The sequence below is a fragment of the Nesterenkonia suensis genome (genome assembly GCF_054782935.1).
This window is the reverse complement of record NZ_BAAGRN010000001.1, coordinates 314,215-336,063: the sequence shown is the minus strand read 5'-3', so window position 1 is coordinate 336,063 and position 21,849 is coordinate 314,215. Positions and strand designations below refer to the sequence as shown.

Below are 21,849 nucleotides of genomic sequence, written 5' to 3'. Positions count from 1 at the left end.
CCAAAGCTCAACGCACCTCAGCGGCGGGCCCCGACGACACGTTGGCTCCGGAGGCATGGTCGCTAAAACTCGCGCAAGTGCGCTCAGAGCGACCATTCCTCCGGAGCCAACCGGACAGGGGCCACAGGATCAGCGTGGCGTGCTCACCAGGCGATCACGTGCGGCTGGGAGACTTCGCGCAGCCCGTGAGTGCCGAACTCGAGGCCGAATCCGGATTCCTTGGCACCGCCGAAAGGCACCCGAGGATCGATGGCGCCGTGTTTGTTGATCCAAGTGGTCCCGGCCTCCAGCCGGGCGGCCACGGCCCGGGCCCGGTCCAGGTCCGAGGACCAGACCGAGGAGCCCAGCCCGACCTCCAGAGCATTAGCGGCGGCGATCGCCTCATCGAGGTCGGTATAGCGGATGATCGGCAGCACCGGGCCGAACTGCTCCTCGACCACCAGGGGGTTGTCCCCCTCGATGTCGGCGACCAGGGTGGTCGGGTAGAAATGCCCGCCGGAGCCTGCGACGACCTGCGGGTCCGGGTCTCCTCCGGTGAGGATCCTCGCCCCGGAGTCCTTCGCGGCGGTGACCAACCGGTCCACGATCTCCCACTGGGCACGGTTCTGCACCGGGCCCAACACATTGCCCTCGTCCAGTCCGTTGCCCATGGGCATCTGCTGCGCGATCTGCACCAGAGCGTCACAGACCTGGTCGTAGAGAGCATCCGGGACGTAGAGACGCTTCATCGCTGCGCAGGTCTGCCCGGTGTTGATGAACGCGCCCCAGAACAGGTCTTCTGCGATCGCGGCCGGATCGGCATCATCGAGGACGATGCCGGCGTCATTGCCGCCCAGCTCCATGGTCAGTCGCTTCACCGTCTCGGCGGCCGCGGCGATGATCTTCTTACCCGTAGGAGTCGAGCCGGTGAACATGATCTTGGCGATATCGGGGTGCCGGGTCAGCCGGTCCCCGATGTCTCCACGCCCGGGCACCGCGATCAGCAGATCGGCCGGAAGCACCGTGTTGAGCACCTCCACCAGCCCCAGCACGGAGAGCGGGGTGTACCCAGAGGGCTTGATCACCACCGTGTTGCCCATCCGCAGCGAGGGGGCGATCTGCCAGATGCTGATCATCATCGGCCAGTTCCACGGTCCGATCGCCCCGACCACCCCCAATGGGCGGTGGTGCAGCTCGGCATGCCCGGACTCGTCATCGAGGAGCACCTCCGGCTCCACCGGGAAGGAGGCGGTCGCGCGCAGCCAGGCCACACAGGCACCGACCTCGAACCGGGCATTGGGACCATTGAGCGGTTTGCCCTGTTCTCGGGACAGCAGCACCGCCAGCTCCTCGGCCTGGGCCTCGATCGCATCAGCAGCCGCGTTCAGGAGTCCGGCACGGTCCTCGTCAGCACGCGCCGCCCAGCCGGACTGAGCAGCCTTCGCCCGAGCCACGGCGGCGTCAAGGTCCGCCACATCAGCCTCTGGCGCTCGGCCGACCAGCTCTCCGGTGGCCGGGTCCAGGATCTCCCGGCCCCCGGAAACCGGCTGGATCCGCTCCAGCAGGGACTGGCCGTCAGACACATTCTGGGTCGTCATTGTGGTGATTCCTCCATCGATCGGCTGTCTTATCACTTCACTGTGCGCGACAGCTGCAGAGAAGCAGTTGACTCCTCCTGCAGCCTTCTATGAGGGGAGCGCTCTTCCGCCACGTGGTGAACAGTCAGGCGGACTGCCCGATGCCGGCCCCTCAGGTACCAACACACCGCCACCAGGACGAGCAGGATCTCCGCCGTCGCGAACCCGAGGGCGAGGTGCATCAGCGGCTCATGCAGTCCGGCCGGTCCCAGCCCCTCCCCGTGGTGATGCGCATGCGGCACGGGCTCAGCACTATCGCCCAACTCAGCGCCATGGGACCTCATCAGGCCCAGGTGCAGGACCACCATCCCGGCGTTCATCAGCGCGATCATCGTCCAGGCCCGCGGGGAGTCGCCGCGCCAGAGATGGCCCGCGCACGGCAGACAGATCATGGCCATCGCGACCATGAGCAGGCTCATCACCAGGCCTCCGTGCCCCAGCATCAGCAGATGGAGCACGCCGGCGAGGGCTGCGACGATCGCCGCGGTGCGGCGCAACCCGACGGCAACCATGAGCGTCACCCCTTCCCCGGATACTGTGAACTGTGCCATATTTATATTGAGCGTGCGCTCAACTATAAGGAGGAGTTCGATGACTGACAAGACCTCGGGCGATGCCGCCCACCCGCTGACCCCCCTCTCCGCCGAGGAGATCTCCCGGATCCGCACGGTGCTGCAGCAGAACGGCCTGCTGCCCGACTCCGCGCGGGTGAGCTACCTGATGCTGCGTGAACCGGAGAAGCAGGAGGTCCTGGCCTGGACACCGGGCCGGCGACTCCCCCGCCAGGCCTCGCTCGTCGTCACCGACCTGGCCACGAACACCGTCCGCGACGTCGTCGTCGACCTGGACGGCGAGACCATCGCCTCCGACGAGCCGGTCGACGTCGCGGAGCAGGGCACCGGCCCGATCTTCCTGGAGGAGCTCTTCGGCGCCGACGACATCCTCAAAGCCGACCCACGTTACGTCGAGGCCCTGCGGCGCCGTGGAGTCACCGACCTCGAGAAGGTCGTCGTCATCGGCCTCTCCGCCGGCGTCTTCGGCTACGAGGACGAGACCGGCCACCGGATTCTGCGCGCCCTCTCCTTCCGCCAGGACTACCCGACCGACTCCATCTGGGCCCACCCGATCGGCGGCGTGGTCGCTCACATCGACATGACCGATCAGAAGGTCCTGCGCGTGGTCGAGACCGAGGTGACCCACGTGCCCGACGAGTCCGGCGACTACCTGGACCCGGCCGTGCGCGGCGAGTTCCGCACCTCGCTGAAGCCCATCTCCATCACCCAGCCCGAGGGAGTCAGCTTCACCCTCGACGACGGCCTCCTGGAGTGGGAGAACTGGAGCGTCCGCCTGGGCTTCAACGGCCGGGAAGGGCTCACGCTGCACCAGCTCAGCTTCTCCGACCAGGGACGTCAGCGGCCCATCATGTACCGCGGCTCCGTGGCGGAGATGGTGGTCAGCTACGGGGACCCCTCTCCCACCAACGCCTGGCAGAACTACTACGACGTCGGCGAGTTCCAGTTCGGACGGCTCGCCAACGCCCTGGAGCTGGGCTGCGACTGCAAGGGCGAGATCACCTATGTGGACGCCGTCGTCGCCGATGACTTCGGCCGCCCGCAGACGTTGCCGAACGCCATCTGCCTCCACGAAGAGGACTACGGCATCCTGTGGAAGCACACCGACGACTTCTCCGGCAGCTCGGAGGTCCGCCGCCAGCGGCGCCTGGTGATCTCGTTCTTCGTCACCGTGGGCAACTACGACTACGGCTTCTACTGGTACCTGTATCTGGACGGGAAGATCGAGCTGGAGTCTAAGGCCACCGGTATCGTGTTCACCAACGCCCACCCCGGTGGCGACTACCCGTACTCCACCGAGATCGCCCCGGGACTCGGCGCCCCGATCCACCAGCACCTGTTCTGCGCCCGACTGGACATGAGCATCGACGGCACCGCGAACGCCGTCGACGAGATCGACGTCGTCCGGGAGCCGACCTCAGAGTCCAATCCCTGGGGCAACGCATTCACGCGGAACATCACCCGCCTGCCCAGCGAGCGGCAGGCGGTTCGGGACGCCGACGGCGGGGCGGGGCGCAGCTGGCGGATCAGCAGCGCCGAGGCCACCAACCGACTGGGACAGCCCACCGGCTACGTGCTGCACCCGGAAGATGCCCCCACGCTCCTGGCGGCCGACGATTCACCGATCAGGCGGCGCGCGACGTTCGCCGGGCATCACCTGTGGGTGACTCGGTACGACGCCGAGGAGCTGTACCCCGCCGGTCGGCTGGTCAACCTGAACCCGGGCGACGACGGTCTCCCTCGGTACACGGCGCAGGACCGTGCGATCGATGGAGAGGATGTGGTGCTCTGGCACACCTTCGGCCTCACCCACTTCCCCTGCACCGAGGATTGGCCGATCATGCCGGTGGACTACGCGGGATTCCGCATGACGCCGAACGGCTTCTTCGACCGCAACCCCACCCTGGACGTCCCGCCGGAGGCCGGCGGGCACTGTCAGGCCTCGGGCGCGCCGGAGGCGTCCGCCTCGGGGGCCTCGGCCCAGGACGACGGCGACTGCCACTGCTGAGCCGCCCGCTCGGTCATCCAGGGGGCCAGGTGGTGGCGCAGAATCTGCCAGAGCCTGGCCTCCTGGCCCAGCGCCGTACCGAGCACTCGTTCGAACTGCGAGGCCGTGACCAGGTACAGCAGGGCGTCGGCGATGTCCTCCACCGGTGCCTCCGAGTGCAGCTCCTCGGCCTCGACCGCCTGCCGGAGGTATCCGGTCATCTGCCGACGCCACTGCCGCTCGACGGCAACCTGCAGGCTTCCCACACTGGGGTTTGCGGCGACACGCCCCCAGAAGCTGACCACCACATAGGCCTCATCCCGGGGGACGCCGCCGATCGGCAGCACCTCTTCGAGCATGGCGCACAGGGCGTCCAGCCCGTCGGCATCGGTGACGCGTCGGGCGATGCGCCCGTCGGTGCGCTTGAAGATCATCTCGAAAGCCTCGGAGAGCACCTCGTCGAAGCCGGAGAAGTAGTGCCACAGGGACCCGACAGCGACGCCGAGCTCGGCGGCCAGGGCGCGCGTGGTGGCGGCCTCCATCCCGTCGCGGGCCGCGATCTTCAGGTAGGTGCGGACGATCTCCTCACGGCGGGCGCGGCGGTCGACCTTCTTGGGCATGGCCCCGATTCTGCCTCATGGAGCCAGGCCCCGGCGGATCCGACACCAGCCGTCAGCCGACCGCCGCGTCCGGGCGGGCATTCATCCGGCCAGAGAGAGTCCCTCCTCGAGGTGGCGTCGGCGGTAGGTGCTGGGCGACTCGCCGAACTCCGCTTTGAACACCCGGGAGAAATGGGCGGCGTCGTGGAGTCCCCACCGCCCGGCCACCGCTGAGATCGGACGATCGGCCTGCAACGGGTCGGCGAGGTCCCGCCGGATGTGCTCCAGGCGCCGTGACCGGATCCAGGCGGAGACGGTCTGACCCTCCTCGGAGAAGATGGTGTACAGGTGGCGCAACGAGATGTAGTGGGCCGCGGCGATCGAGGCCGGGGACAGCCTCTCATCGCCCAGATGACGCAGGATGTGATCCCTGATCTCGCGCCCCAGGTGCCGGGCCGACGAGATCCCGGACGCCTGACGCTCGTCCAACTCCTGGGAGAGCATAGTGACCATCAGATCCAGCGCCAGATGCACCAGGCGTGCCGAGTAGGTGCTGGTGAGCTGGTCGAGATCCCGCCCCAGTTCCATGAAGAACGGGTTGATCATGCGCCCGAATCCGCGGTCCTGGGGAAAGCAGCTCGCCGTGACCTGAGCGATCTCCTCCGGCGCGAGGTCGACCATCTCCTGGGGGAAGATCATCACCATCGCCTGGCTCGCCTCGGCGAAATGCAGGCGGTAGGGCCGGTGGGTGTCGTAGATGGCGAGATCTCCAGGGCCCAGACTCGCCCGGCGGCCGTCCTGCTCCAGGATGCCGCGTCCGGCCAGCTGCAGGCTGATCTTGTAGAACCGCGCGTCGTCGGTGGAGATCAGTTCGGGAGTTCGGGCCACACTGTGCGGTGTGGTGACGAGCCGGAAGAGCCCGACCTCGTCCACGCTGGAGCTGCGCAGGTGACCTCGGAATGGGACGCCGCCCTCGGCTCGGATGTCCAGCGGCACCACGGCAGATCCGATGGCGGCCCGCCAGGAGGGCAGGTCGATGCCGGTCCGGGGCAGGTCGAGGACTGTTCTCTCGTCACGTTGCTGACTCATGACCCCTCCTGTCGCCTCATGACATTCGATCCACGGCTTCACACCTTTTATTGAGCAGTTGATCAATAAAACCGGCAGTCGGATACCCCGACTGAGCTGCTCGATTCGAACCTAAGTGTGACATACCTCACGCCGAGGCACAAGCGGGCGACGAGACTCATGGACAGTCCCCGCACAGCGAGGGACCGCTCCTCAGAAGGAGATCCCCGCCACACGTGGAGACTCCGCGGGAGTATGTGCGTCAGGCACGAGGGGCCGTTTCCCGGGGATTCGGCCATGAGGCACCACGGGTCGTCACCACCTCAGGGAGCGACGACTCGCTCCAGCTCAGCCGCCAGCATGTCCCCCACGCCACGATCACGCGCCACGATGAAGGTCGGCGTCGCCCACGACCCGAAACCGTCAGGCGCCGACTCCAAGTGATAGAGGAAGCAGCCGGCCCCCTGCGCCACACCGAACCCTCCAGCGACATCCCATGGGCTCGTCGCGCGGACCTCCAGAGCCACAGAGGCTCGACCTGCCGCCACATGAGCGATCTGCAGGGCATAGGACCCCCGCCCACGGACAGCGCCGAGACCTCTCAGGGTCCTGATGAACTCGGCATGGACCTCAGACTCGGGCGTCAGCCCGACAAAGGGCCAGATGGTGTTGACCGCGTCTTCCCCGGGATGATCCGAAGCCGCCGCCAGGGGTTGATCATTGAGACATGCCCCACCCGTCCATCCCCAGAAGGTCTCCTGCCGCAGGGGGTCGTGCACAACGCCCGCCACGATCTCCCCCCGGACCTCCACACCGATGGATGTGCAGAAGTAGGGGATTCCACTGACGTAGTTGAGCGTTCCGTCCAACGGGTCGATGTGCCACCTCACCGCCCCTTCCGCTCCTTCCGTGTGGCCGAACTCTTCGCCGATGATCGAACTGCCAGGTTGCGCGCTCAGGAGAATCTCCGAGATCCGCCTCTCCGCCCGACGGTCGATCTCGGTGACCGGGTCGAGAGAAGACGTCTTGTGCGAGACGTCGAGGTCGCCAAGGAAGTTCTCCGCGATGTCTGAAGAGACGCTCTCTGCTGCATGTCGGGCAGTGAGGGCAAGTGACCGATAGATATGGTGCTGCTCCATGGCGACGACTCACTCCTCACAGGCCGGGGCTCGGGTAGCCTCGCAGACCTCGCGGACTGACTCCCAGTACGAGTCGTCCTGAGGCGCCACTCCCCAGAAGACGTCGATCGCATGGCAGTACTCGTCACCCTCGTCCTCGTACAGGCGGTCCTCAGCACACGTGCCAGCATCAAGCGCCATGTCTCCAGTGATGTCCAGCACGGCATCTGTGACGATCTGCTGGACCTCATCCTCGAGAAGCGTGGAGACCGAGATCCCGGGGCTGGGCACCACTTCGTCATAGATGACCCGCAGATCCTCACGGTGCGCGACATACTCCAGATTGGTCCCATGTGTGAACGCCGCCGCGCATTCACCGGACATCATGGACTCCACCGCCGACGTATGGTCACCGATGAAGATGCCGTTGAGATCATCCTCCGGGTCGATGCCCTCCTCCAGGAGAGCCGCAGCCGGGTACAGATAGCCACTGGCGGATCCCGGATCGATGAAGCAGACGTCCTCCCCCTGAAGCTCCTGCAGAGTCGTCGGACCGCCGTCCTCCATCGTCAACCCGACAGAGAGATTCTCTTCGTTGCCCGGCCTGTCGATCAGTGCGCCCACGGTGGTGATGTCTGCGCCGGCCTCGCGCGCCATGGACTGCGCAAAGGGACCCAGCATCACCAGGTCGAGGTCGCCGGCGATCGTGGCCTCGATGACGGGAGCCACATTCGTCGCTTCGAATATCTCGATCTCAAACCCGGTCTCCTCTTCGAAGTGATGCATGAAGGTGGCATAGCTGCTCAGAGTGGCTTCCCGCGTCTCGGCGGGAACCACACCGAAGGTGATGACCTCGGCCTGCACTCCTTCCTGATCACCTGCGGCACCGTTCTCCGCACACCCGGCACTGAGAAGAGCCAGGGCGCCGACTGCGCCGATGGAGAGGGATCGTGATGGGTTGTACATGGGAGCCTCCCGGTAGCCAGGCGGTGATGACCGCCGCGAACGCCTTCGTCGACGAGCGCTGTGATGAGTCTCCCAACCGCCAGAGCGCCGGCATTGCATGTCACTGCAGGGAAGTTGCCCCACGGTGCAGGCAACCCCGCTGCTGACTGTGCACCTCCGGCGCCACGGTCCGGCGATGCGCGAGAGGAACCGACAGGCCACCGTCCAGCCCCTTCCCCTGTCGCCCCATGACAGCTACGCTATGATCTGAGACACGAATGATATACGATTCCCGATATCATTAGACGTCGCAATGAAGGAGCCCCATGGACACCCTCGGCACTTCGCAGGACCTCATGAGGGTCCACGCGGGCAAGGTCATCGCCGTCCACATCAGCTACGCCTCTCGGGCCGAGCAGCGCGGACGCCGCCCCGCGGCCCCCTCCTATTTCTTCAAGCCCGCCAGCTCCCTGGCGCCCGACGGCACCTCCGTGGAGCGTCCCGCCGGCACGGAGCTGCTGGGCTTCGAGGGTGAGATCGCGCTGATCATCGGTCGCCAAGCCCACCGTGTGGGGCTCAGCGAGGCGTGGAGCCACGTCGGCTGGATCACCGCCGCCGACGACCTCGGTCTGTACGACCTGCGCGGCAACGACAAAGGCTCGAACGTCCGCAACAAGGGACGCGACGGCTACACCTCGCTCGCCCCCGAGCTGATCCCCGCCGCCGACGTCGACCCCTCCGCCCTGCGCATCCGCACCTGGAAGAACGGCGACCTCGTCCAGGAGGACACCTCGGCCGGCATGATCTTCCCCCTTCCCCAGCTCGTCGCGGACCTCTCCCAGCACCTGACCCTGGAGCCCGGGGACATCATCCTCACCGGCACCCCGGCCGGCGCGTCGGTGGCTCAGCCCGGCGACGTCATCGAGGTGGAGGTCGACGTCGTGGGCGCTCCCGGGCAGCCGCCGCGCTCCAGCGGACGGCTCCGCACTCCCATCGTCGAAGGCCCCGGAGACTTCGACCCAGCCCTGGGCAGCGGACCCTCCGTGGACGACACTCAGCGAGAGGAGGCCTGGGGCTCACGGGCGGCCGCCGGACTGCCGGAGCCCGCAGGAGGACTCCCCGACGCCCTGCGGAGGAAGCTCGACGAGGTCCCCGTCGCCGGCCTGGCCCAGGAGATGCGGCGCCGCGGGTACAACACCGTCACCATCGACGGCCCTCGTCCCACCCGAGCCGGCCGCAAGATGGTCGGGACCGCGCGCACGCTGCGCTTCATCCCGGCGCGCGAGGACCTCTTCCGCAGCCACGGCGGCGGATACAACGCCCAGAAACGGATCTTCGACGACGTCGGCACCGGTGAGGTGATCGTCATCGAGGCCCGCGGCGAGACCGGTTCCGGCACCCTGGGGGACATCCTCGCGCTGCGCGCCCGGGCGCGCGGCGCGGCCGGCATCGTCACCGACGGCGGCGTGCGCGACCACACCACTGTGGCCGAGATCGAGTTGCCCGTCTTCTGCCAGGGCCCGCACCCCGCCGTGCTCGGGCGCCGGCACGTCCCTTGGGACGTGGACGTCACCGTCGCCTGCGGCGGGGCCGCCGTCCAGCCCGGCGATGTGATCGTCGGCGACGACGACGGCGTCATCGTCCTGCCCCCGGAAATCGCCGAGGAGGTCGCCGACGCCGCCCTGGCCAAGGAGGCCGAAGACGCCTGGGTCGCTGAGCAGGTCACCGCCGGCCACCCGGTGGACGGCCTGTTCCCCATGAACGCGCAGTGGCGGGCCCGGTACGAGGCCGAAACGGCGACCGGCACGGAGGAAGCCGGCTCATGACGGCCGTCCGCATCGACGAGCAGGCCTCGAAGTCCGAGCGGACCTACCGCTGGATCCGCGAGCGCATCATCGCCCGGGACTTCAATCCCGGCTACCGCCTGGTGCTCGGCACCATCGCCAAGGAGCTCGGCGTCAGCACGGTCCCGGTCCGTGAGGCGGTCCGGCGTCTGGAGGCCGAGGGTCTGGTCGAGTTCGAACGCAACATCGGCGCCCGGGTGGCCATGGTGGATCAGAGCGAGTACATCGACACCATGCAGACCCTCGGCGTGCTCGAGGGGGCGGCCACCTCGCTGTCCCTGGACCGGCTCACCGAGGCCGACATCGCCCGGGCCGAGTCCATCAATGAGCAGATGCGCGCTCTGCTGGACCACTTCGAACCCACCGTGTTCACCGCGCTGAACGAGAAGTTCCACCGCTCCCTGGTGCACCGTTGCCCGAACCCGCACATCGCCGACCTGGTGGACCGCGGCTGGAACCGACTCTCCGGGCTGCGCAGCTCCACCTTCAGCTTCGTGCCGGAACGGGCCCCGCTGTCCGTGGCCGAGCACGAGGAGATCCTGGCGCTGATCCGGGCCCAGGCGGACCCGGTGGAGATCGAGATGGCGGTCCGCCGCCACAAATGGCGCACCGTGGAGGCCTACCGCAGCCACGAGCAGACGCCCGCCCCAGAGAACCTGACCCCTGACACCCCACAGTGAGAGGACGCCCGATGAACTCCCTCAAGACCCAGACCTCGACCCCCGGCACCGACGCCGACGCCCACCGCCTGCCGGAGGACCTGCCGCAGAGCATCCGGCACTACATCGACGGCGAGTTCGTCGATTCCGCCGACGGCGACACCTTCGACGTGCTCGACCCGGTCACCAACGAGACCTATATCCAGGCCGCCTCCGGCAAGGCCGCCGACGTCGAGCGGGCCGTGGCCGCCGCCCGCCGGGCCTTCACGGAGGGCCCCTGGCCGCGGATGCTCCCCCGCGAGCGCTCCCGGGTGCTGCACCGCATCGCCGACCTGGTGGAGACCCGCGGGGATCGGCTCGCCGAGCTGGAGTCCTTCGACTCCGGACTGCCGATCACCCAGGCGCTGGGACAGGCACGCCGGGCCGCGGAGAACTTCCGGTTCTTCGCGGATCTGATCGTCGCGCAGGCCGACGACGTCTACAAGGTGCCCGGCCGGCAGGTGAACTATGTGAACCGCAAGCCCATCGGTGTCGCCGGTCTGATCACCCCGTGGAACACCCCGTTCATGTTGGAGAGCTGGAAGCTCGCCCCCGCCATCGCGGCCGGCAACACGGTGGTGCTCAAGCCGGCGGAGTTCACCCCGCTCTCCGCCGGCCTGTGGGCCGGGATCTTCGAGGAGGCCGGGCTGCCGCAGGGCGTGTTCAACCTGGTCAACGGTTTCGGCGAGCAGGCCGGCGACGCGCTGGTCAAGCACCCCGAGGTGCCGCTGATCTCCTTCACCGGTGAGTCCGCCACCGGTCAGCTGATCTTCGCCAACGCGGCCCCTCACCTGAAGGGTCTGTCCATGGAGCTGGGTGGAAAGTCCCCGGCGATCGTCTTCGACGACGCCGACCTCGAGGCGGCCGTCAACGCCACCATCTTCGGCGTGTTCTCCCTGAACGGCGAGCGCTGCACCGCCGGCTCGCGCATCCTGGTCCAGCGCGGCGTCTACGACGAGTTCGTGGAGCGCTACTCCGCCCAGGCGAAGCGGGTGAAGGTCGGTCTGCCCCATGAGAAGTCCACCGAAGTGGGCGCGCTGGTCCACCCGGAGCACTTCGAGAAGGTCATGAGCTATGTGGAGCTCGGCAAGACCGAGGGACGCCTCACCGCTGGCGGCGGCCGCCCCGAGGACTTCGAGACCGGCAACTTCGTGGCGCCCACCGTCTTCGCCGACGTCGCGCCCACCGCCCGGATCTTCCAGGAGGAGATCTTCGGTCCGGTCGTGGCCATCACTCCCTTCGACACGGAGGAGGAGGCGCTGGAGCTGGCCAACGACACGAAGTACGGGCTGGCCGCCTACATCTGGACCAACGATCTGAAGCGGTCCCACAACATCGCCCAGGCCGTTGAGGCCGGCATGGTGTGGCTGAACTCCAACAACGTCCGGGACCTGCGCACCCCCTTCGGCGGGGTGAAGGCCTCCGGCCTCGGCCACGAGGGCGGCTACCGGTCCCTGGACTTCTACACCGACCAGCAGGCGGTGCACATCAACCTCGGCGAGGTCCACAACCCGGTCTTCGGCAAGGCCGACTGACCCTGCCGCTCCCCCGCCCCTCATCTCAGCAAGGACGCTCAGCATGACAGAGACGACGAACCCCAACCCCCTTCCGATCCCCACCAGCCCGGCGCCGGACGTGCTCCGCTGCGCCTCCATGGAGCTGGTGGTCACCGACCTGCAGCGCTCCCGCGACTTCTACGTGGATGTGCTGAACCTGGTGGTCACCGAAGAGGACGACGACGCCATCTACCTCCGCTCCATGGAGGAGTTCATCCACCACAACCTGATCCTCCGCAGGGGTGAGACGGCCGCCGTGGCCGCCTTCTCCTACCGGGTGCGCAGCCCCGAGGACCTGGACCGTGCGGAGGCCTTCTACCGGGAGCTCGGCTGCCCGGTGAAGCGGAATCCGGAGGGCTTCGTCAAAGGCCTGGGTGACTCCGTGCGGGTCCAGGACCCGCTGGGCTTCCCCTATGAGTTCTTCCACGAGGTCGAGCATGTGGAGCGGCTCGCCTGGCGCTATGACCTCTACTCCCCCGGCGCGCTGGTCCGCATCGACCACTTCAACCAGGTCACCCCGGACGTGCCGCGGGCGGTCGGATACATGGAGTCGCTGGGCTTCCGGGTCACCGAGGACATCCAGGACGACGCCGGCACCACCTACGCGGCCTGGATGCGCCGCAAGCCGACCGTGCATGACACGGCGATGACCGGCGGGGCCGGTCCGCGGATGCACCACGTCGCCTTCGCCACCCATGAGAAGCACAACATCCTGGCCATCTGTGACAAGCTCGGCGCGCTGCGGCTCTCCGACCACATCGAACGCGGACCCGGCCGGCACGGCGTCTCCAACGCCTTCTACCTCTACCTGCGCGACCCCGACGGGCACCGCATCGAGATCTACACCCAGGACTATTACACCGGCGACCCGGACAACCCGCGTGTGACCTGGGACGTCCATGACAACCAGCGCCGCGACTGGTGGGGCAACCCGGTGGTCCCCTCCTGGTACACCGATGCTTCCACGGTCCTGGATCTGGACGGCAGCCCGGTGCCCACCGCTGAGCGCACCGACGACTCCGAGATGGAGGTGACCATCGGCGCCGACGGGTTCTCCTACACCCGCTCCGAGGAGGGCGAAGAGTCGATGCCGACCTGGAAGCAGGGCGAGTACAAGCTGGGCCACCAGCTCTGAGGGAGGAACAGATGCTCACCGAGACCCAGATCGGCCAGATCGCCGACGAGCTCGCCGCCGCCGAGCGGGACCGCACCATGGTCCCGCTGCTGACCGCCCGTCACCCGGAGATGACCGTGGAGGACTCCTACGCGGTGCAGAACGAGTGGCGGCGCCGCGGCATCGCCGCCGGTCGGCGGCCCACAGGACGCAAGATCGGACTGACCTCGAAGGTCATGCAGGCCGCCACCGGCATCACCGAGCCCGACTACGGGACCATCTTCGCGGACATGGTCCACGAGACCGGTGCCGTGCTGGAGCACGGCTCCTTCACCGGAGTGCGCGTGGAAGTGGAACTGGCCTTCGTACTCGGCCGCGACATCGCCGGCGAGGCCCTCACCGGCCGGGAGACCACGATCTTCGACGTCCTCGACGCCACCGACTACGTGGTGCCGGCGATCGAGATCCTCTCCAGCCGCATCGAGATGGAGGGCCGGAGCATCGTGGACACCATCAGCGACAACGCCGCGATGGGCGCCATGGTCCACGGCGGCCGACCGGTGCGCCCGCACGACGTCGACCTGCGGTGGGTCTCCGCGCTGCTGTACCGCAACGAGACTATCGAGGAGTCCGGCGTCGCGGCCGCGGTATTGGGCCACCCCGCCCGCGGCGTGGCCTGGCTGGCCGACCGGCTCGCCGGGCACGGCGACCGCCTCGAGGCCGGAGAGATCATCCTCGCCGGTTCCTTCACCCGCCCCATGTGGGTCCACGCCGGAGACACGGTCCACTGCGACTACGGAGACCTGGGAGCCGTGACATGCCGATTCATCTGACCCCCACCCTGCGCGAGCGCCTGGCCGAGACCGACCGTCCCCTGGTGGGCGGCTGGGTCTGCTCCGGCTCCCCGGTGATGGCCGAGGTCATGGCCGGCGGCGGGCTGGATGTGCTACTGATCGACATGGAGCACGCCCCCAACGGGCTGGAGTCCGTGCTGGCCCAGCTGCACGCCGTCTCCGGCTACGAGGTCGCCCCCATCGTCCGGGTGCCCTCGGCCGACCCGGTGATCATCAAGCAGGTGCTGGACCTGGGAGCGCAGAACATCCTGGTGCCGATGGTCTCCACCGTGCAGGAGACCCACGACGTCGCCGCCGCCGCGCAGTATCCGCCGGCGGGCCGCCGTGGGATCGGCAGCGCCCTGGCTCGCTCCGGCCGATGGAGCCGGGTTCCCGAGTATCTGGCCCGCGGCTCCGAGCACGTCTCGGTGTTCGTCCAGATCGAGACCGTCGAGGGCGTGGAGAACGCCGAGGACATCGCCGCCGTGGACGGCATCGACGGCATCTTCCTGGGACCCTCCGACCTGTCCGCCTCCCTGGGGCTGCTCGGCCAGCAGACCCACCCGGACGTCGTCGCCGCCGTCGAGCGGTCCTTCGCCGCCGGACGCGCCGCCGGAGTGCCGGTCGGCGTCAACGCCTTCGACCCGGACGTCGCCCGGGGCTACGTGGCTGCGGGCGCCGACTGGATCCTGGTGGGCGCCGACGTCTCCCTGGCCGCCCGCGGCGTCGAGCGTCTCGCCGCCGAGTTCATCCCGTCCTCACCCGCAGGAGCATGACGATGCAGTTTCACCACCATGGCTACGTGTCCACGGATCCGCGCGTCCTCCCGCCCGAAGGGATCGGCCTGGACCGTCCCGACGAGCTGCCCGAGGAGATGGACGTGCTCATCGTAGGTACGGGTCCGGCCGGCATGATCGCCGCCGCCCAGCTCTCCCGGTTCCCCGACGTCCATACTCGGATCATCGAACGCCGCCCCCAACGACTGGAGGTCGGCCAGGCCGACGGCATCCAGGCCCGCAGCGTGGAGACCTTCCAGGCCTTCGGCTTCGCCGAGGAGCTCTCCTGCGAGGCCTACCACATCACCGAGATGGCGTTCTGGAAGCCGGACACCGCGACCCCGGAGCACATCGTGCGCACCGCCCAGCCGGTGGACGACCCCCAGGACGTCAGCGAGTTCCCGCACCTGATCGTCAACCAGGCGCGCATCCTAGACCGCTTCGCCGAGTTCATGGAGCGCTCCCCCTCCCGGATGCGGCCCGACTACGGGATCGAGTTCCTGGACCTCACCGTGGAGGACGCCGGGACCCACCCGGTGGCGGTGCGGGTCCGGCACACCGCCGGCCCCCGCGCAGGTGAGGAGCGGGTGGTGCGCGCCAAGTACGTGCTCGGCGCCGACGGCGCCCGCAGCCGGGTGCGCGCGGCCATCGGCCGCAGTCTCGACGGCGACCAGGCGAACCACGCCTGGGGCGTGATGGACGTGCTGGCCCGCACCGACTTCCCCGACATCCGCCTCAAATGCGCGATCCAGTCCCACTCCGGGGGCAGCATCCTGCTGATCCCCCGCGAGGGCGGGCACCTGTTCCGCATGTACGTGGACCTCGGAGAGGTCACCCCGGAGCGCAAGGCCCGCGTCCGGGAGACCACGGTGGAGGAGATCGAGCAGAAGGCCAACGAGATCCTGCACCCCTACACGCTCGAGGTCCGGCACGTGGCCTGGCACAGCGTCTACGAGGTCGGCCACCGGCTCACCGAGAAGTTCGACGACGTCGACGACGACTCCCGCAGCCCGCGGGTGTTCATCGCCGGCGACGCCTGCCACACGCATTCGGCGAAGGCCGGCCAGGGCATGAACGTCTCCATGCAGGACGGGTTCAACATCGGCTGGAAGCTGGGGCACGTGCTCACCGGGCGCAGCCCGGAGCAGCTGCTGAGCACCTACTCCGCGGAGCGCCAGGTCATCGCGCAGAACCTCATCGACTTCGACCGCGAGTGGTCCACGATGATGGCCAAGAAGCCCGAAGAGTTCGACGACCCTTCCGAGCTCGAGGACTTTTACGTCAAGACCGCCGAGTTCCCGGCCGGGTTCATGACACAGTATGAGCCCTCGATGATCGTCGGCGCGGATCAGCACCAGCACCTGGCAGAGGGCTTCCCCGTGGGCAAGCGGTTCAAGTCCGCGCGTGTGGTGCGGGTCTGCGACACCAACCCGCTGCACCTGGGCCACCAGGCCGAGGCGGACGGCCGGTGGCGGATCTACGCCTTCGCCGACCGGCCCGCCGCTGGGCAGCCCTCCGCACTGACCGACTGGGCCCAGTGGCTGGCCGAGTCGCCGGACTCCCCAGTGGTGCGCGGCACCCCGGAGGGGGCGGACCTGGATGCGCTGTTCGACGTGAAGGGCGTCTACCAGCAGCGGCACACCGAGTTCGAGGTCACCGACGCCCCACGGATCTTTCTGCCGGAGGTCGGCCCGTACCGGCTGCTGCAGTACGAGAAGGTCTTCTCCGTGCTGGACGGTGAGGACATCTTCGAGGCGCGTGGCATCTCCCGGGACGGCGCCGTCGTCGTGGTCCGTCCCGACCAGTACGTGGCCCAGGTGCTGCCGCTGACGGACACCGTGGGGCTGGCGGAGTTCTTCGGGCAGAGCATCCTGGATGCGGCGGCGCGCAAGGAGTCTCCGGTGAGCCAGCACGCCTGAGGTGTCGGCATGACGTTGCCTCCGGGGTTCGGCCCCTTATGACGCGATTCGCGTCGTCATAAGGGCCCGAACCCCGGAGGCAACTGTGTGTCCGGCGCCAGCCCTAGGGCTCAGCGCGCCGCGGATGCACCACCATCACCAGCAGCCCGGAGACGAAGACCCCGGCCGCTGACACCAGCAGCATCGCGCCGAATCCCCCGGTGGACTCGATGAGGAAGCCGCTGATCAGCGGGCCCAGGGCCAGCCCGGAGCCGATCATCAGGTTCGTCGTGTTCATCACCTGGCCCCCGGATCCGAGATCCGCCAGTGTGGCGAGCAGGTAGGGAAGGATCAGCGTCCACACGAACTTGAACACCACGGCGGCGACGGCGAACCGCCACAGTCCCGGGGACCCCACCAGCATCAGCACCGAAACGGCCATGCCCAGGTATCCGACGGTCAGATAGAGCCGCCGGCGCGGAGTGTCCCCGCGCAGCGAGGCGAACAGCGCCGAGGCGATCCCCGCCAGGGTCGCCACCGACAGGGTGTGGCTCACCGCGTCCGGAGAGGTCCCGGCGACGCCGGCGACGGCAGCCATGAACGTCCATACCCCGGAGAGCGCGACGTAGAACAGCAGCACCGCTCCCAGACCGAGCACGAAGGGCAGCACGGACCGGCCGCCAGCCCGTTCCCCCGCGGCCGCGGCATCCTGCTGCCGATCGCGGCGCAGGAAGTCGCCGTCCAACAGCGCCGCGGTCGGCAGGCACAGCAACGCCAGACCCGCCAGACTCCAGTACACGGCTGAGGACCCGACGCCGGCGAAGATGGAGGGGAAGATCGCGAGGATCAGCGCACCCATCACCAGCTGGGAGACCACGAAGACGCCGAAGGCCCTGCTCGGGTTCTGAGCCTTACCGGAACGCGACAGCAGGATCACCACGATCGAACCCGCCGCCAGCGAAGTCACCAGTCGCGCGAGCAGCAGCGCGGAATAGGTGTCCACGATGCCGGAGACGATGTTTCCGACGATCACGACCACAGTGCAGAAGAACGTCACCACGCGCAGGTTCAGCCGGCGCAGCCACAAGTAGGCCGGGATCGTCGCCAGGCTGAAACAGCCCAGCTCCACGGAGAAGATCGCCCCGGTCTGCGCGGGTCCCAGTCCGAAGTCCTCGGCAAGCTTGCCGGAGATCACCGGGGCGATGAGCATCAGAGCGTTGAGCACCGCCGAATAGGCGGCGATGAAGACCAGGGCACCGCCGTCACTCGCTGAGGGGACCCGGAGCGATGACGTGGCGCCACGCGTGGTGGTGGACATGATCAGACCTTTCTGTGCGGGGATGGGGACCAGACCTCGGCGTCATCCTCAGCGGGCGTGGACCTGTTCGCCCGCGAACCAGGTCTCGGCGGCGGCGAACTCGGGGAGCTCCTCGACGTCGACCTCATAGGGGCTCCGGTCGAGGACGATGAAATCCGCGGAGAGCCCGGGGCTCAGGCGGCCGGTCTCCGCACTCAGCCCCATCGCTTCCACGGCCGCCGTGGTGTGCACCGCCATCGCCTCACGCAGAGTGATCGCCTGGTCCGGGCACAGCGTGCCGGGTGCCCGGCGGGCCGGATCCTGGCGCGTCACCAGCCCGTAGATCGCCGCCCACGGGTCGGGCGACTCCGCCACCGGCCAGTCGGAGCCGCCAGCAATCAGCACACCAGCGTCCAGAAGCTCACGATTGGGCTGCATACGGTCCACTCGGCCCTCGGGCAGCACGGAGGAGACGGCGTCGACGATCACTCCGGGGAACCAGAGGGCCGGTGAGATGTCGGCGATGACGTCAAGCTCCGCGAACCGGGGCACGTCGTCCGGGTGGATGAACTGGCCGTGGGCGATCTGATACCGAGGCCCAGCGTGTCCGGCCCGACGCACCTCCTCCACGGCGTCGAGGACCAGGCGGACCGAGGCGTCGCCGGTGCAGTGGATCTTCGCGGAGATGCCCCGCTCTGCGGTGCGCAGCAGCCAGCCCTGCAGCTCGGCAGGGTGCATGGTCGTGTGCCCCCGGTGATCGCAGCCGTGGAGCTCGTCGGGCAGGTAGGGCTCCAGAAAGGCGGCGCTCCGGGTCGGCGGAACGCCGTCGAGGAAGATCTTGATGAAGTCCGGCCGGTGGTGCGTGCTGCGCAGCCGTTCCCGGTGGCGGATGATGTCCTCCCCCAGCGGGTCGGCGCCGAAGATGAAGTCATTGGCCAGCATGGAGGTCACCGTCCAGGCCTTGAGGCGGCCCTGACCGTCGAGGTGATGCAGAGCCTCCATGAGCTGCAGCGACGCCGCCGCGTCCTGGAACGCCGTGATGCCGTGGGTGTGGAGCATCTCGATACCGCGCGCCGCCGCCTGGGCCGTCGCCTCGACGCTCATCGGCTGCTGGGCCGCCAGGGCCTCCTCCACCAGCAGACCTCCGGCTTCGATGAGCACTCCGGTGGGCTCGCCCGTGGCGTCCCGGAGGATCTGTCCGCCGTCGGGGTCCGGGGTGTCAGCGGTGATGCCCGCGGCCCGCAGCGCCGCCGAGCTCGCCCACCGGTTGTGTTTGCTGTCGTCCCGCAGCATCACCGGACGTCCCCCGCAGGCCTCGTCCACGCGAGCCAGGGTCTCCGAGGTGTTGAGCTGATCCAACAGCACGCTGCCCCAGCTGCCGCCCACGATCCACTCCGCGGGGCGCCGCTGCGCGGCGTACTCAGCCACCGCCTTCAGCAGCTCGTCGAGGTCCGCCGTCGGGCTGACGGTCAGCTCGAAGAGGTCAGACTGGCCGGCCAGCACATGGTGGTTGTGCACATCCGCCAACCCCGGCATGAGCCACCGCCCGCCCATGTCCACCACCTGTGTGCCCGGTCCCGTGTGGTCAGCCGCCGATTCGCCCACCGCGAGGATCCTTCCCCTTCGCAGGGCCATCTGGTCGGCGACCACCTCACCGCTGGCGTCGGCGTCGATGCGGGCGGCTGTGATCAGCGTGTCTGCTGGTGGTGTCATCGCGATGTCCTCCTCATATTCCGGCGGGTCCGTCCCGCCGACGGCGTGGCAGTGCTCGTGCCTGTGAACCTACGGACGGGGCCAGGAGGAGGCTTGCACGTGCGTGCGGGGCAGTTGGCGATCCGCGACAGGATCACCCGACGGCGTCGACCCCGCACGCGTTGCGCAGTCCTGTGCACCAGTGGACAAGAGCCGGACGGCGGAGACATGCCACGATCCAGGCATCGGCCTGTCCGCGCACGGCTGCGGTGCGGGGAGCTCGCCTCGCCCCCGGAGGACCGGCCCGCCGACCCTGACGCCTACGAGGAGGACCACCGTGACGACCCCGACCCGCCGCGCACTCATCACCGGCGGCGGCACCGGCATCGGTGCTGCCACCGCCCGCCTGCTGGCCGACCGCGGATGGCGGGTGGCCGTCACCGGACGCCGCCCGGAGCCTCTCCGGGAAGTCGCCGACGAGGTCGGAGGTGTGGCGTTCCCCGCCGACCTCTCCGCGGCAGAGTCTGCCCAGGCGGCCGTGGATGCCGCTGCTGAGCGGCTCGGCGGCCTCGACGCGCTGATCGCCAACGCCGGCGGTCATGGTTTCGCCACGGCCGAGGAGACCAGCACCGAGGCGTGGGAGGCGAGCATGGGAGCCAACGTCGGCACCGCGTTCCACACGGCCCGGGCCGCGCTGTGTCACCTCCGACGCAGCCGAGGCAGCATCGTCATGGTCTCCTCACTGGCAGGTCTGCGCGCCGGGCCCGGAGTGGTCGGCTACACCACGGGCAAGCATGCGGTGATCGGGCTGACCCGCGCGCTGGCCCGGGACCATGGGAAAGAGGGCATCCGGGTCAACGCGATCTGCCCCGGCTGGACTCGCACGCCCATGGCCGACGAGGAGATGGACCAGCTGTGCGACGCCGTCGCCGAGCTGCCGGACCGGGAATCCGCCTATGCCCACGTCAGCCGCCATGTGCCCTTGGGGCGTCCCGCCGATGCCGCCGAGGTCGCGCAGGCCATCGCCTTCCTCTCCGGCCCTGAGTCCGCCTGCATCACCGGCGCGACGCTCGTGGCCGACGGCGGCGCCCACATCGTCGACGTCCCCACGCTCGCTTTCGACGCCCTGTCATGAGCCCAGGCGACATCAGCCGAGGCGACCCGAGCAGAAGGAGACCCCCTGTGAACGATCAGGCACCCTCCTGGGCGGAGGAGGCCGTCCGCCAAGCGCTGCCCGCCTATGGGTTGCCCGCTGAGAGCACGCTGCAGTTCGTCAAGCACCGTGAGAACACCGTCTTCCGCGCCGAGACCCCGCACGACGGCGCCTACGCGGTGCGGCTGCACCGGCCGGGGCACCGCCGTGACTCCCAGATCCGGGCCGAGCTGGACTTCGCGCGTCGTCTGCAGACCCACGGTGTCCGGACCGTCCGCCCGATCCCCCGCGTGCCGGACCGCTCGGACCCGACGGGCTCGGCCGCGACGGAGTCGGCGCTGCTGGGTCCGGTCACCGTGGAGACCCCGGAGGGGCTCACCCAGGTGGTCATCATGGAATGGGTGGCTGACTCACGACCCGTCGGTTCCGTGGAGTCCGGGTGGACCGGCGGGCCCACACCGGACCTGACCATGTTCACCGCTGTGGGGCGGCTCGCGGCGTCCGCGCACCTGGCCGCGGCCGAGATCGATCAGGCGGCCTATGACCGACCCACCTGGGACGCCGCAGGCTTCTGGGGGCACGACGCCGTCTGGGGAGACCCCGCGACGCTCGATCATCCCGGGGCCGGACGCCTGGCGGAGGCCACGGCCGGGGTGCAGCAGCGCCTGGCTCGGGCTCCGCGTGATGACTGGTTCGGCCCGATCCATGCCGACTTCACTCCGGAGAACATCCTCACCGGCCCGGAGGGGCTGACCCTGATCGATTTCGACGACTGCGCGACCGGCTGGCATCTCTTCGATCTGGCGACCATCCTGTTCTGGCACCACCGTCACCCGGACGCCGCCCGGCAGCGGCGAGCGTTGCTGGAGGGCTATGCCCAGATCCGGACGATCCCGCCGGAGCAGCTGGCGCTCCTCGACGATCTCATCCTCGCCCGCGGCTGCACGTACCTCGGCTGGGCCGCGGCTCGTCGCGGGGACGAGGACGCCGAGTTCATCGTCGACCAGGTCTCAGGACCGCTCACAGACCTGGCAGTGGCCAGATCCACACACCGCTGACTGGCCCGCCCCGGACGCCACACAT

The 21,849-nt window shown here is 68.7% G+C and carries 18 protein-coding genes; 10 read left to right on the top strand and 8 right to left on the bottom strand.

Annotated features, from left to right (window positions below):
- Positions 1 to 143: 143 nt before the first annotated feature.
- Both ACYVKI_RS01425 and ACYVKI_RS01420 read right to left on the bottom strand, forming a co-directional pair.
- Positions 144 to 1,577 carry an aldehyde dehydrogenase family protein gene (locus ACYVKI_RS01425; RefSeq protein ID WP_460688567.1) on the bottom strand — a complete coding sequence of 478 codons (1,434 nt, stop codon included), beginning with the start codon at positions 1,575 to 1,577 and terminating at the stop codon, positions 144 to 146.
- Positions 1,578 to 1,609: 32 nt separating this feature from the next.
- The gene (locus ACYVKI_RS01420; protein WP_460688566.1) at positions 1,610 to 2,167 is read right to left on the bottom strand and encodes a hypothetical protein; all 558 of its coding nucleotides are present in this window, start codon (positions 2,165 to 2,167) and stop codon (positions 1,610 to 1,612) included.
- A 40-nt stretch (positions 2,168 to 2,207) separates the two neighbouring features.
- Between ACYVKI_RS01420 and ACYVKI_RS01415 the strand changes: the two genes are divergently transcribed.
- A complete protein-coding gene (locus tag ACYVKI_RS01415; protein ID WP_460688565.1) occupies positions 2,208 to 4,196 on the top strand; it encodes a primary-amine oxidase in 1,989 nt (662 codons plus the stop codon).
- Here ACYVKI_RS01415 and ACYVKI_RS01410 read toward each other — a convergent pair.
- The 4 genes from ACYVKI_RS01410 to ACYVKI_RS01395 all read right to left on the bottom strand — a co-directional run bounded on the left by ACYVKI_RS01410 (position 4,124) and on the right by ACYVKI_RS01395 (position 7,926).
- Entirely contained in the window at positions 4,124 to 4,795 is a 672-nt protein-coding gene (locus tag ACYVKI_RS01410; RefSeq protein ID WP_460688564.1) for a TetR/AcrR family transcriptional regulator, read from the bottom strand. The genes ACYVKI_RS01415 and ACYVKI_RS01410 overlap by 73 nt on opposite strands.
- Positions 4,796 to 4,876: 81 nt before the next feature.
- The gene (locus ACYVKI_RS01405) at positions 4,877 to 5,863 is read right to left on the bottom strand and encodes an AraC-like ligand-binding domain-containing protein (protein WP_460688563.1); all 987 of its coding nucleotides are present in this window, start codon (positions 5,861 to 5,863) and stop codon (positions 4,877 to 4,879) included.
- A 302-nt stretch (positions 5,864 to 6,165) separates the two neighbouring features.
- Positions 6,166 to 6,981, bottom strand: coding sequence for an inositol monophosphatase family protein (locus ACYVKI_RS01400; protein ID WP_460688562.1), 816 nt, complete (start codon positions 6,979 to 6,981; stop codon positions 6,166 to 6,168).
- A gap of 9 nt (positions 6,982 to 6,990) precedes the next feature.
- Positions 6,991 to 7,926: a phosphate/phosphite/phosphonate ABC transporter substrate-binding protein gene (locus tag ACYVKI_RS01395; RefSeq protein WP_460688561.1), complete on the bottom strand. Its 936-nt coding sequence runs from the start codon at positions 7,924 to 7,926 to the stop codon at positions 6,991 to 6,993.
- A gap of 305 nt (positions 7,927 to 8,231) precedes the next feature.
- Here ACYVKI_RS01395 and ACYVKI_RS01390 point away from each other — a divergent pair, with 305 nt between their 5' ends.
- The 7 genes from ACYVKI_RS01390 to ACYVKI_RS01360 are packed head-to-tail and all read left to right on the top strand — an operon-like array spanning position 8,232 to position 16,645.
- Positions 8,232 to 9,731 carry a fumarylacetoacetate hydrolase family protein gene (locus ACYVKI_RS01390; protein WP_460688560.1) on the top strand — a complete coding sequence of 500 codons (1,500 nt, stop codon included), beginning with the start codon at positions 8,232 to 8,234 and terminating at the stop codon, positions 9,729 to 9,731.
- Positions 9,728 to 10,429, top strand: coding sequence for a GntR family transcriptional regulator (locus ACYVKI_RS01385; protein ID WP_460688559.1), 702 nt, complete (start codon positions 9,728 to 9,730; stop codon positions 10,427 to 10,429). Before ACYVKI_RS01390 ends, ACYVKI_RS01385 begins: the two co-directional genes overlap by 4 nt.
- An 11-nt stretch (positions 10,430 to 10,440) precedes the next feature.
- A complete protein-coding gene (gene hpaE, locus ACYVKI_RS01380) occupies positions 10,441 to 11,982 on the top strand; it encodes a 5-carboxymethyl-2-hydroxymuconate semialdehyde dehydrogenase (protein WP_460688558.1) in 1,542 nt (513 codons plus the stop codon).
- A gap of 43 nt (positions 11,983 to 12,025) precedes the next feature.
- The gene (gene hpaD, locus ACYVKI_RS01375; protein WP_460688557.1) at positions 12,026 to 13,138 is read left to right on the top strand and encodes a 3,4-dihydroxyphenylacetate 2,3-dioxygenase; all 1,113 of its coding nucleotides are present in this window, start codon (positions 12,026 to 12,028) and stop codon (positions 13,136 to 13,138) included.
- A gap of 11 nt (positions 13,139 to 13,149) precedes the next feature.
- Entirely contained in the window at positions 13,150 to 13,950 is an 801-nt protein-coding gene (locus ACYVKI_RS01370) for a fumarylacetoacetate hydrolase family protein (RefSeq protein ID WP_460688556.1), read from the top strand.
- Entirely contained in the window at positions 13,935 to 14,726 is a 792-nt protein-coding gene (locus ACYVKI_RS01365; RefSeq protein WP_460688555.1) for an HpcH/HpaI aldolase family protein, read from the top strand. Before ACYVKI_RS01370 ends, ACYVKI_RS01365 begins: the two co-directional genes overlap by 16 nt.
- A 2-nt stretch (positions 14,727 to 14,728) precedes the next feature.
- Positions 14,729 to 16,645, top strand: coding sequence for an FAD-binding monooxygenase (locus ACYVKI_RS01360; protein WP_460688554.1), 1,917 nt, complete (start codon positions 14,729 to 14,731; stop codon positions 16,643 to 16,645).
- A gap of 103 nt (positions 16,646 to 16,748) precedes the next feature.
- On the opposite strand, the gene ACYVKI_RS01355 is transcribed toward ACYVKI_RS01360, so the two are convergent.
- Both ACYVKI_RS01355 and ACYVKI_RS01350 read right to left on the bottom strand, forming a co-directional pair.
- Positions 16,749 to 17,942 carry an MFS transporter gene (locus ACYVKI_RS01355; protein ID WP_460688553.1) on the bottom strand — a complete coding sequence of 398 codons (1,194 nt, stop codon included), beginning with the start codon at positions 17,940 to 17,942 and terminating at the stop codon, positions 16,749 to 16,751.
- A 48-nt stretch (positions 17,943 to 17,990) separates the two neighbouring features.
- A complete protein-coding gene (locus ACYVKI_RS01350; RefSeq protein WP_460688552.1) occupies positions 17,991 to 19,634 on the bottom strand; it encodes an amidohydrolase in 1,644 nt (547 codons plus the stop codon).
- A gap of 316 nt (positions 19,635 to 19,950) precedes the next feature.
- On the opposite strand from ACYVKI_RS01350, the gene ACYVKI_RS01345 reads away from it, so the two are divergent.
- Together ACYVKI_RS01345 and ACYVKI_RS01340 are read left to right on the top strand one after the other, a co-directional pair.
- Positions 19,951 to 20,748, top strand: a complete 798-nt coding sequence (locus ACYVKI_RS01345) for an SDR family NAD(P)-dependent oxidoreductase (RefSeq protein ID WP_460688551.1) — start codon at positions 19,951 to 19,953, stop codon at positions 20,746 to 20,748.
- Positions 20,749 to 20,795: 47 nt separating this feature from the next.
- Positions 20,796 to 21,824 carry a phosphotransferase enzyme family protein gene (locus ACYVKI_RS01340; protein ID WP_460688550.1) on the top strand — a complete coding sequence of 343 codons (1,029 nt, stop codon included), beginning with the start codon at positions 20,796 to 20,798 and terminating at the stop codon, positions 21,822 to 21,824.
- The last annotated feature ends 25 nt before the right edge of the window (positions 21,825 to 21,849 follow it).

What these genes read in the sequence shown, in the direction of transcription:
- ACYVKI_RS01400 (WP_460688562.1), bottom strand. Translation starts at nt 6,981, where the DNA reads ATGGAGCAGCACCATATCTATCGGTCACTTGCCCTCACTGCCCGACAT.
- ACYVKI_RS01355 (WP_460688553.1), bottom strand. Translation starts at nt 17,942, where the DNA reads ATGTCCACCACCACGCGTGGCGCCACGTCATCGCTCCGGGTCCCCTCA.
- ACYVKI_RS01385 (WP_460688559.1), top strand. Translation starts at nt 9,728, where the DNA reads ATGACGGCCGTCCGCATCGACGAGCAGGCCTCGAAGTCCGAGCGGACC.
- ACYVKI_RS01415 (WP_460688565.1), top strand. Translation starts at nt 2,208, where the DNA reads ATGACTGACAAGACCTCGGGCGATGCCGCCCACCCGCTGACCCCCCTC.
- ACYVKI_RS01405 (WP_460688563.1), bottom strand. Translation starts at nt 5,863, where the DNA reads ATGAGTCAGCAACGTGACGAGAGAACAGTCCTCGACCTGCCCCGGACC.
- ACYVKI_RS01410 (WP_460688564.1), bottom strand. Translation starts at nt 4,795, where the DNA reads ATGCCCAAGAAGGTCGACCGCCGCGCCCGCCGTGAGGAGATCGTCCGC.
- ACYVKI_RS01390 (WP_460688560.1), top strand. Translation starts at nt 8,232, where the DNA reads ATGGACACCCTCGGCACTTCGCAGGACCTCATGAGGGTCCACGCGGGC.
- hpaD (WP_460688557.1), top strand. Translation starts at nt 12,026, where the DNA reads ATGACAGAGACGACGAACCCCAACCCCCTTCCGATCCCCACCAGCCCG.
- ACYVKI_RS01360 (WP_460688554.1), top strand. Translation starts at nt 14,729, where the DNA reads ATGCAGTTTCACCACCATGGCTACGTGTCCACGGATCCGCGCGTCCTC.
- ACYVKI_RS01350 (WP_460688552.1), bottom strand. Translation starts at nt 19,634, where the DNA reads ATGACACCACCAGCAGACACGCTGATCACAGCCGCCCGCATCGACGCC.
- hpaE (WP_460688558.1), top strand. Translation starts at nt 10,441, where the DNA reads ATGAACTCCCTCAAGACCCAGACCTCGACCCCCGGCACCGACGCCGAC.
- ACYVKI_RS01395 (WP_460688561.1), bottom strand. Translation starts at nt 7,926, where the DNA reads ATGTACAACCCATCACGATCCCTCTCCATCGGCGCAGTCGGCGCCCTG.
- ACYVKI_RS01370 (WP_460688556.1), top strand. Translation starts at nt 13,150, where the DNA reads ATGCTCACCGAGACCCAGATCGGCCAGATCGCCGACGAGCTCGCCGCC.
- ACYVKI_RS01365 (WP_460688555.1), top strand. Translation starts at nt 13,935, where the DNA reads ATGCCGATTCATCTGACCCCCACCCTGCGCGAGCGCCTGGCCGAGACC.
- ACYVKI_RS01420 (WP_460688566.1), bottom strand. Translation starts at nt 2,167, where the DNA reads ATGGCACAGTTCACAGTATCCGGGGAAGGGGTGACGCTCATGGTTGCC.
- ACYVKI_RS01425 (WP_460688567.1), bottom strand. Translation starts at nt 1,577, where the DNA reads ATGACGACCCAGAATGTGTCTGACGGCCAGTCCCTGCTGGAGCGGATC.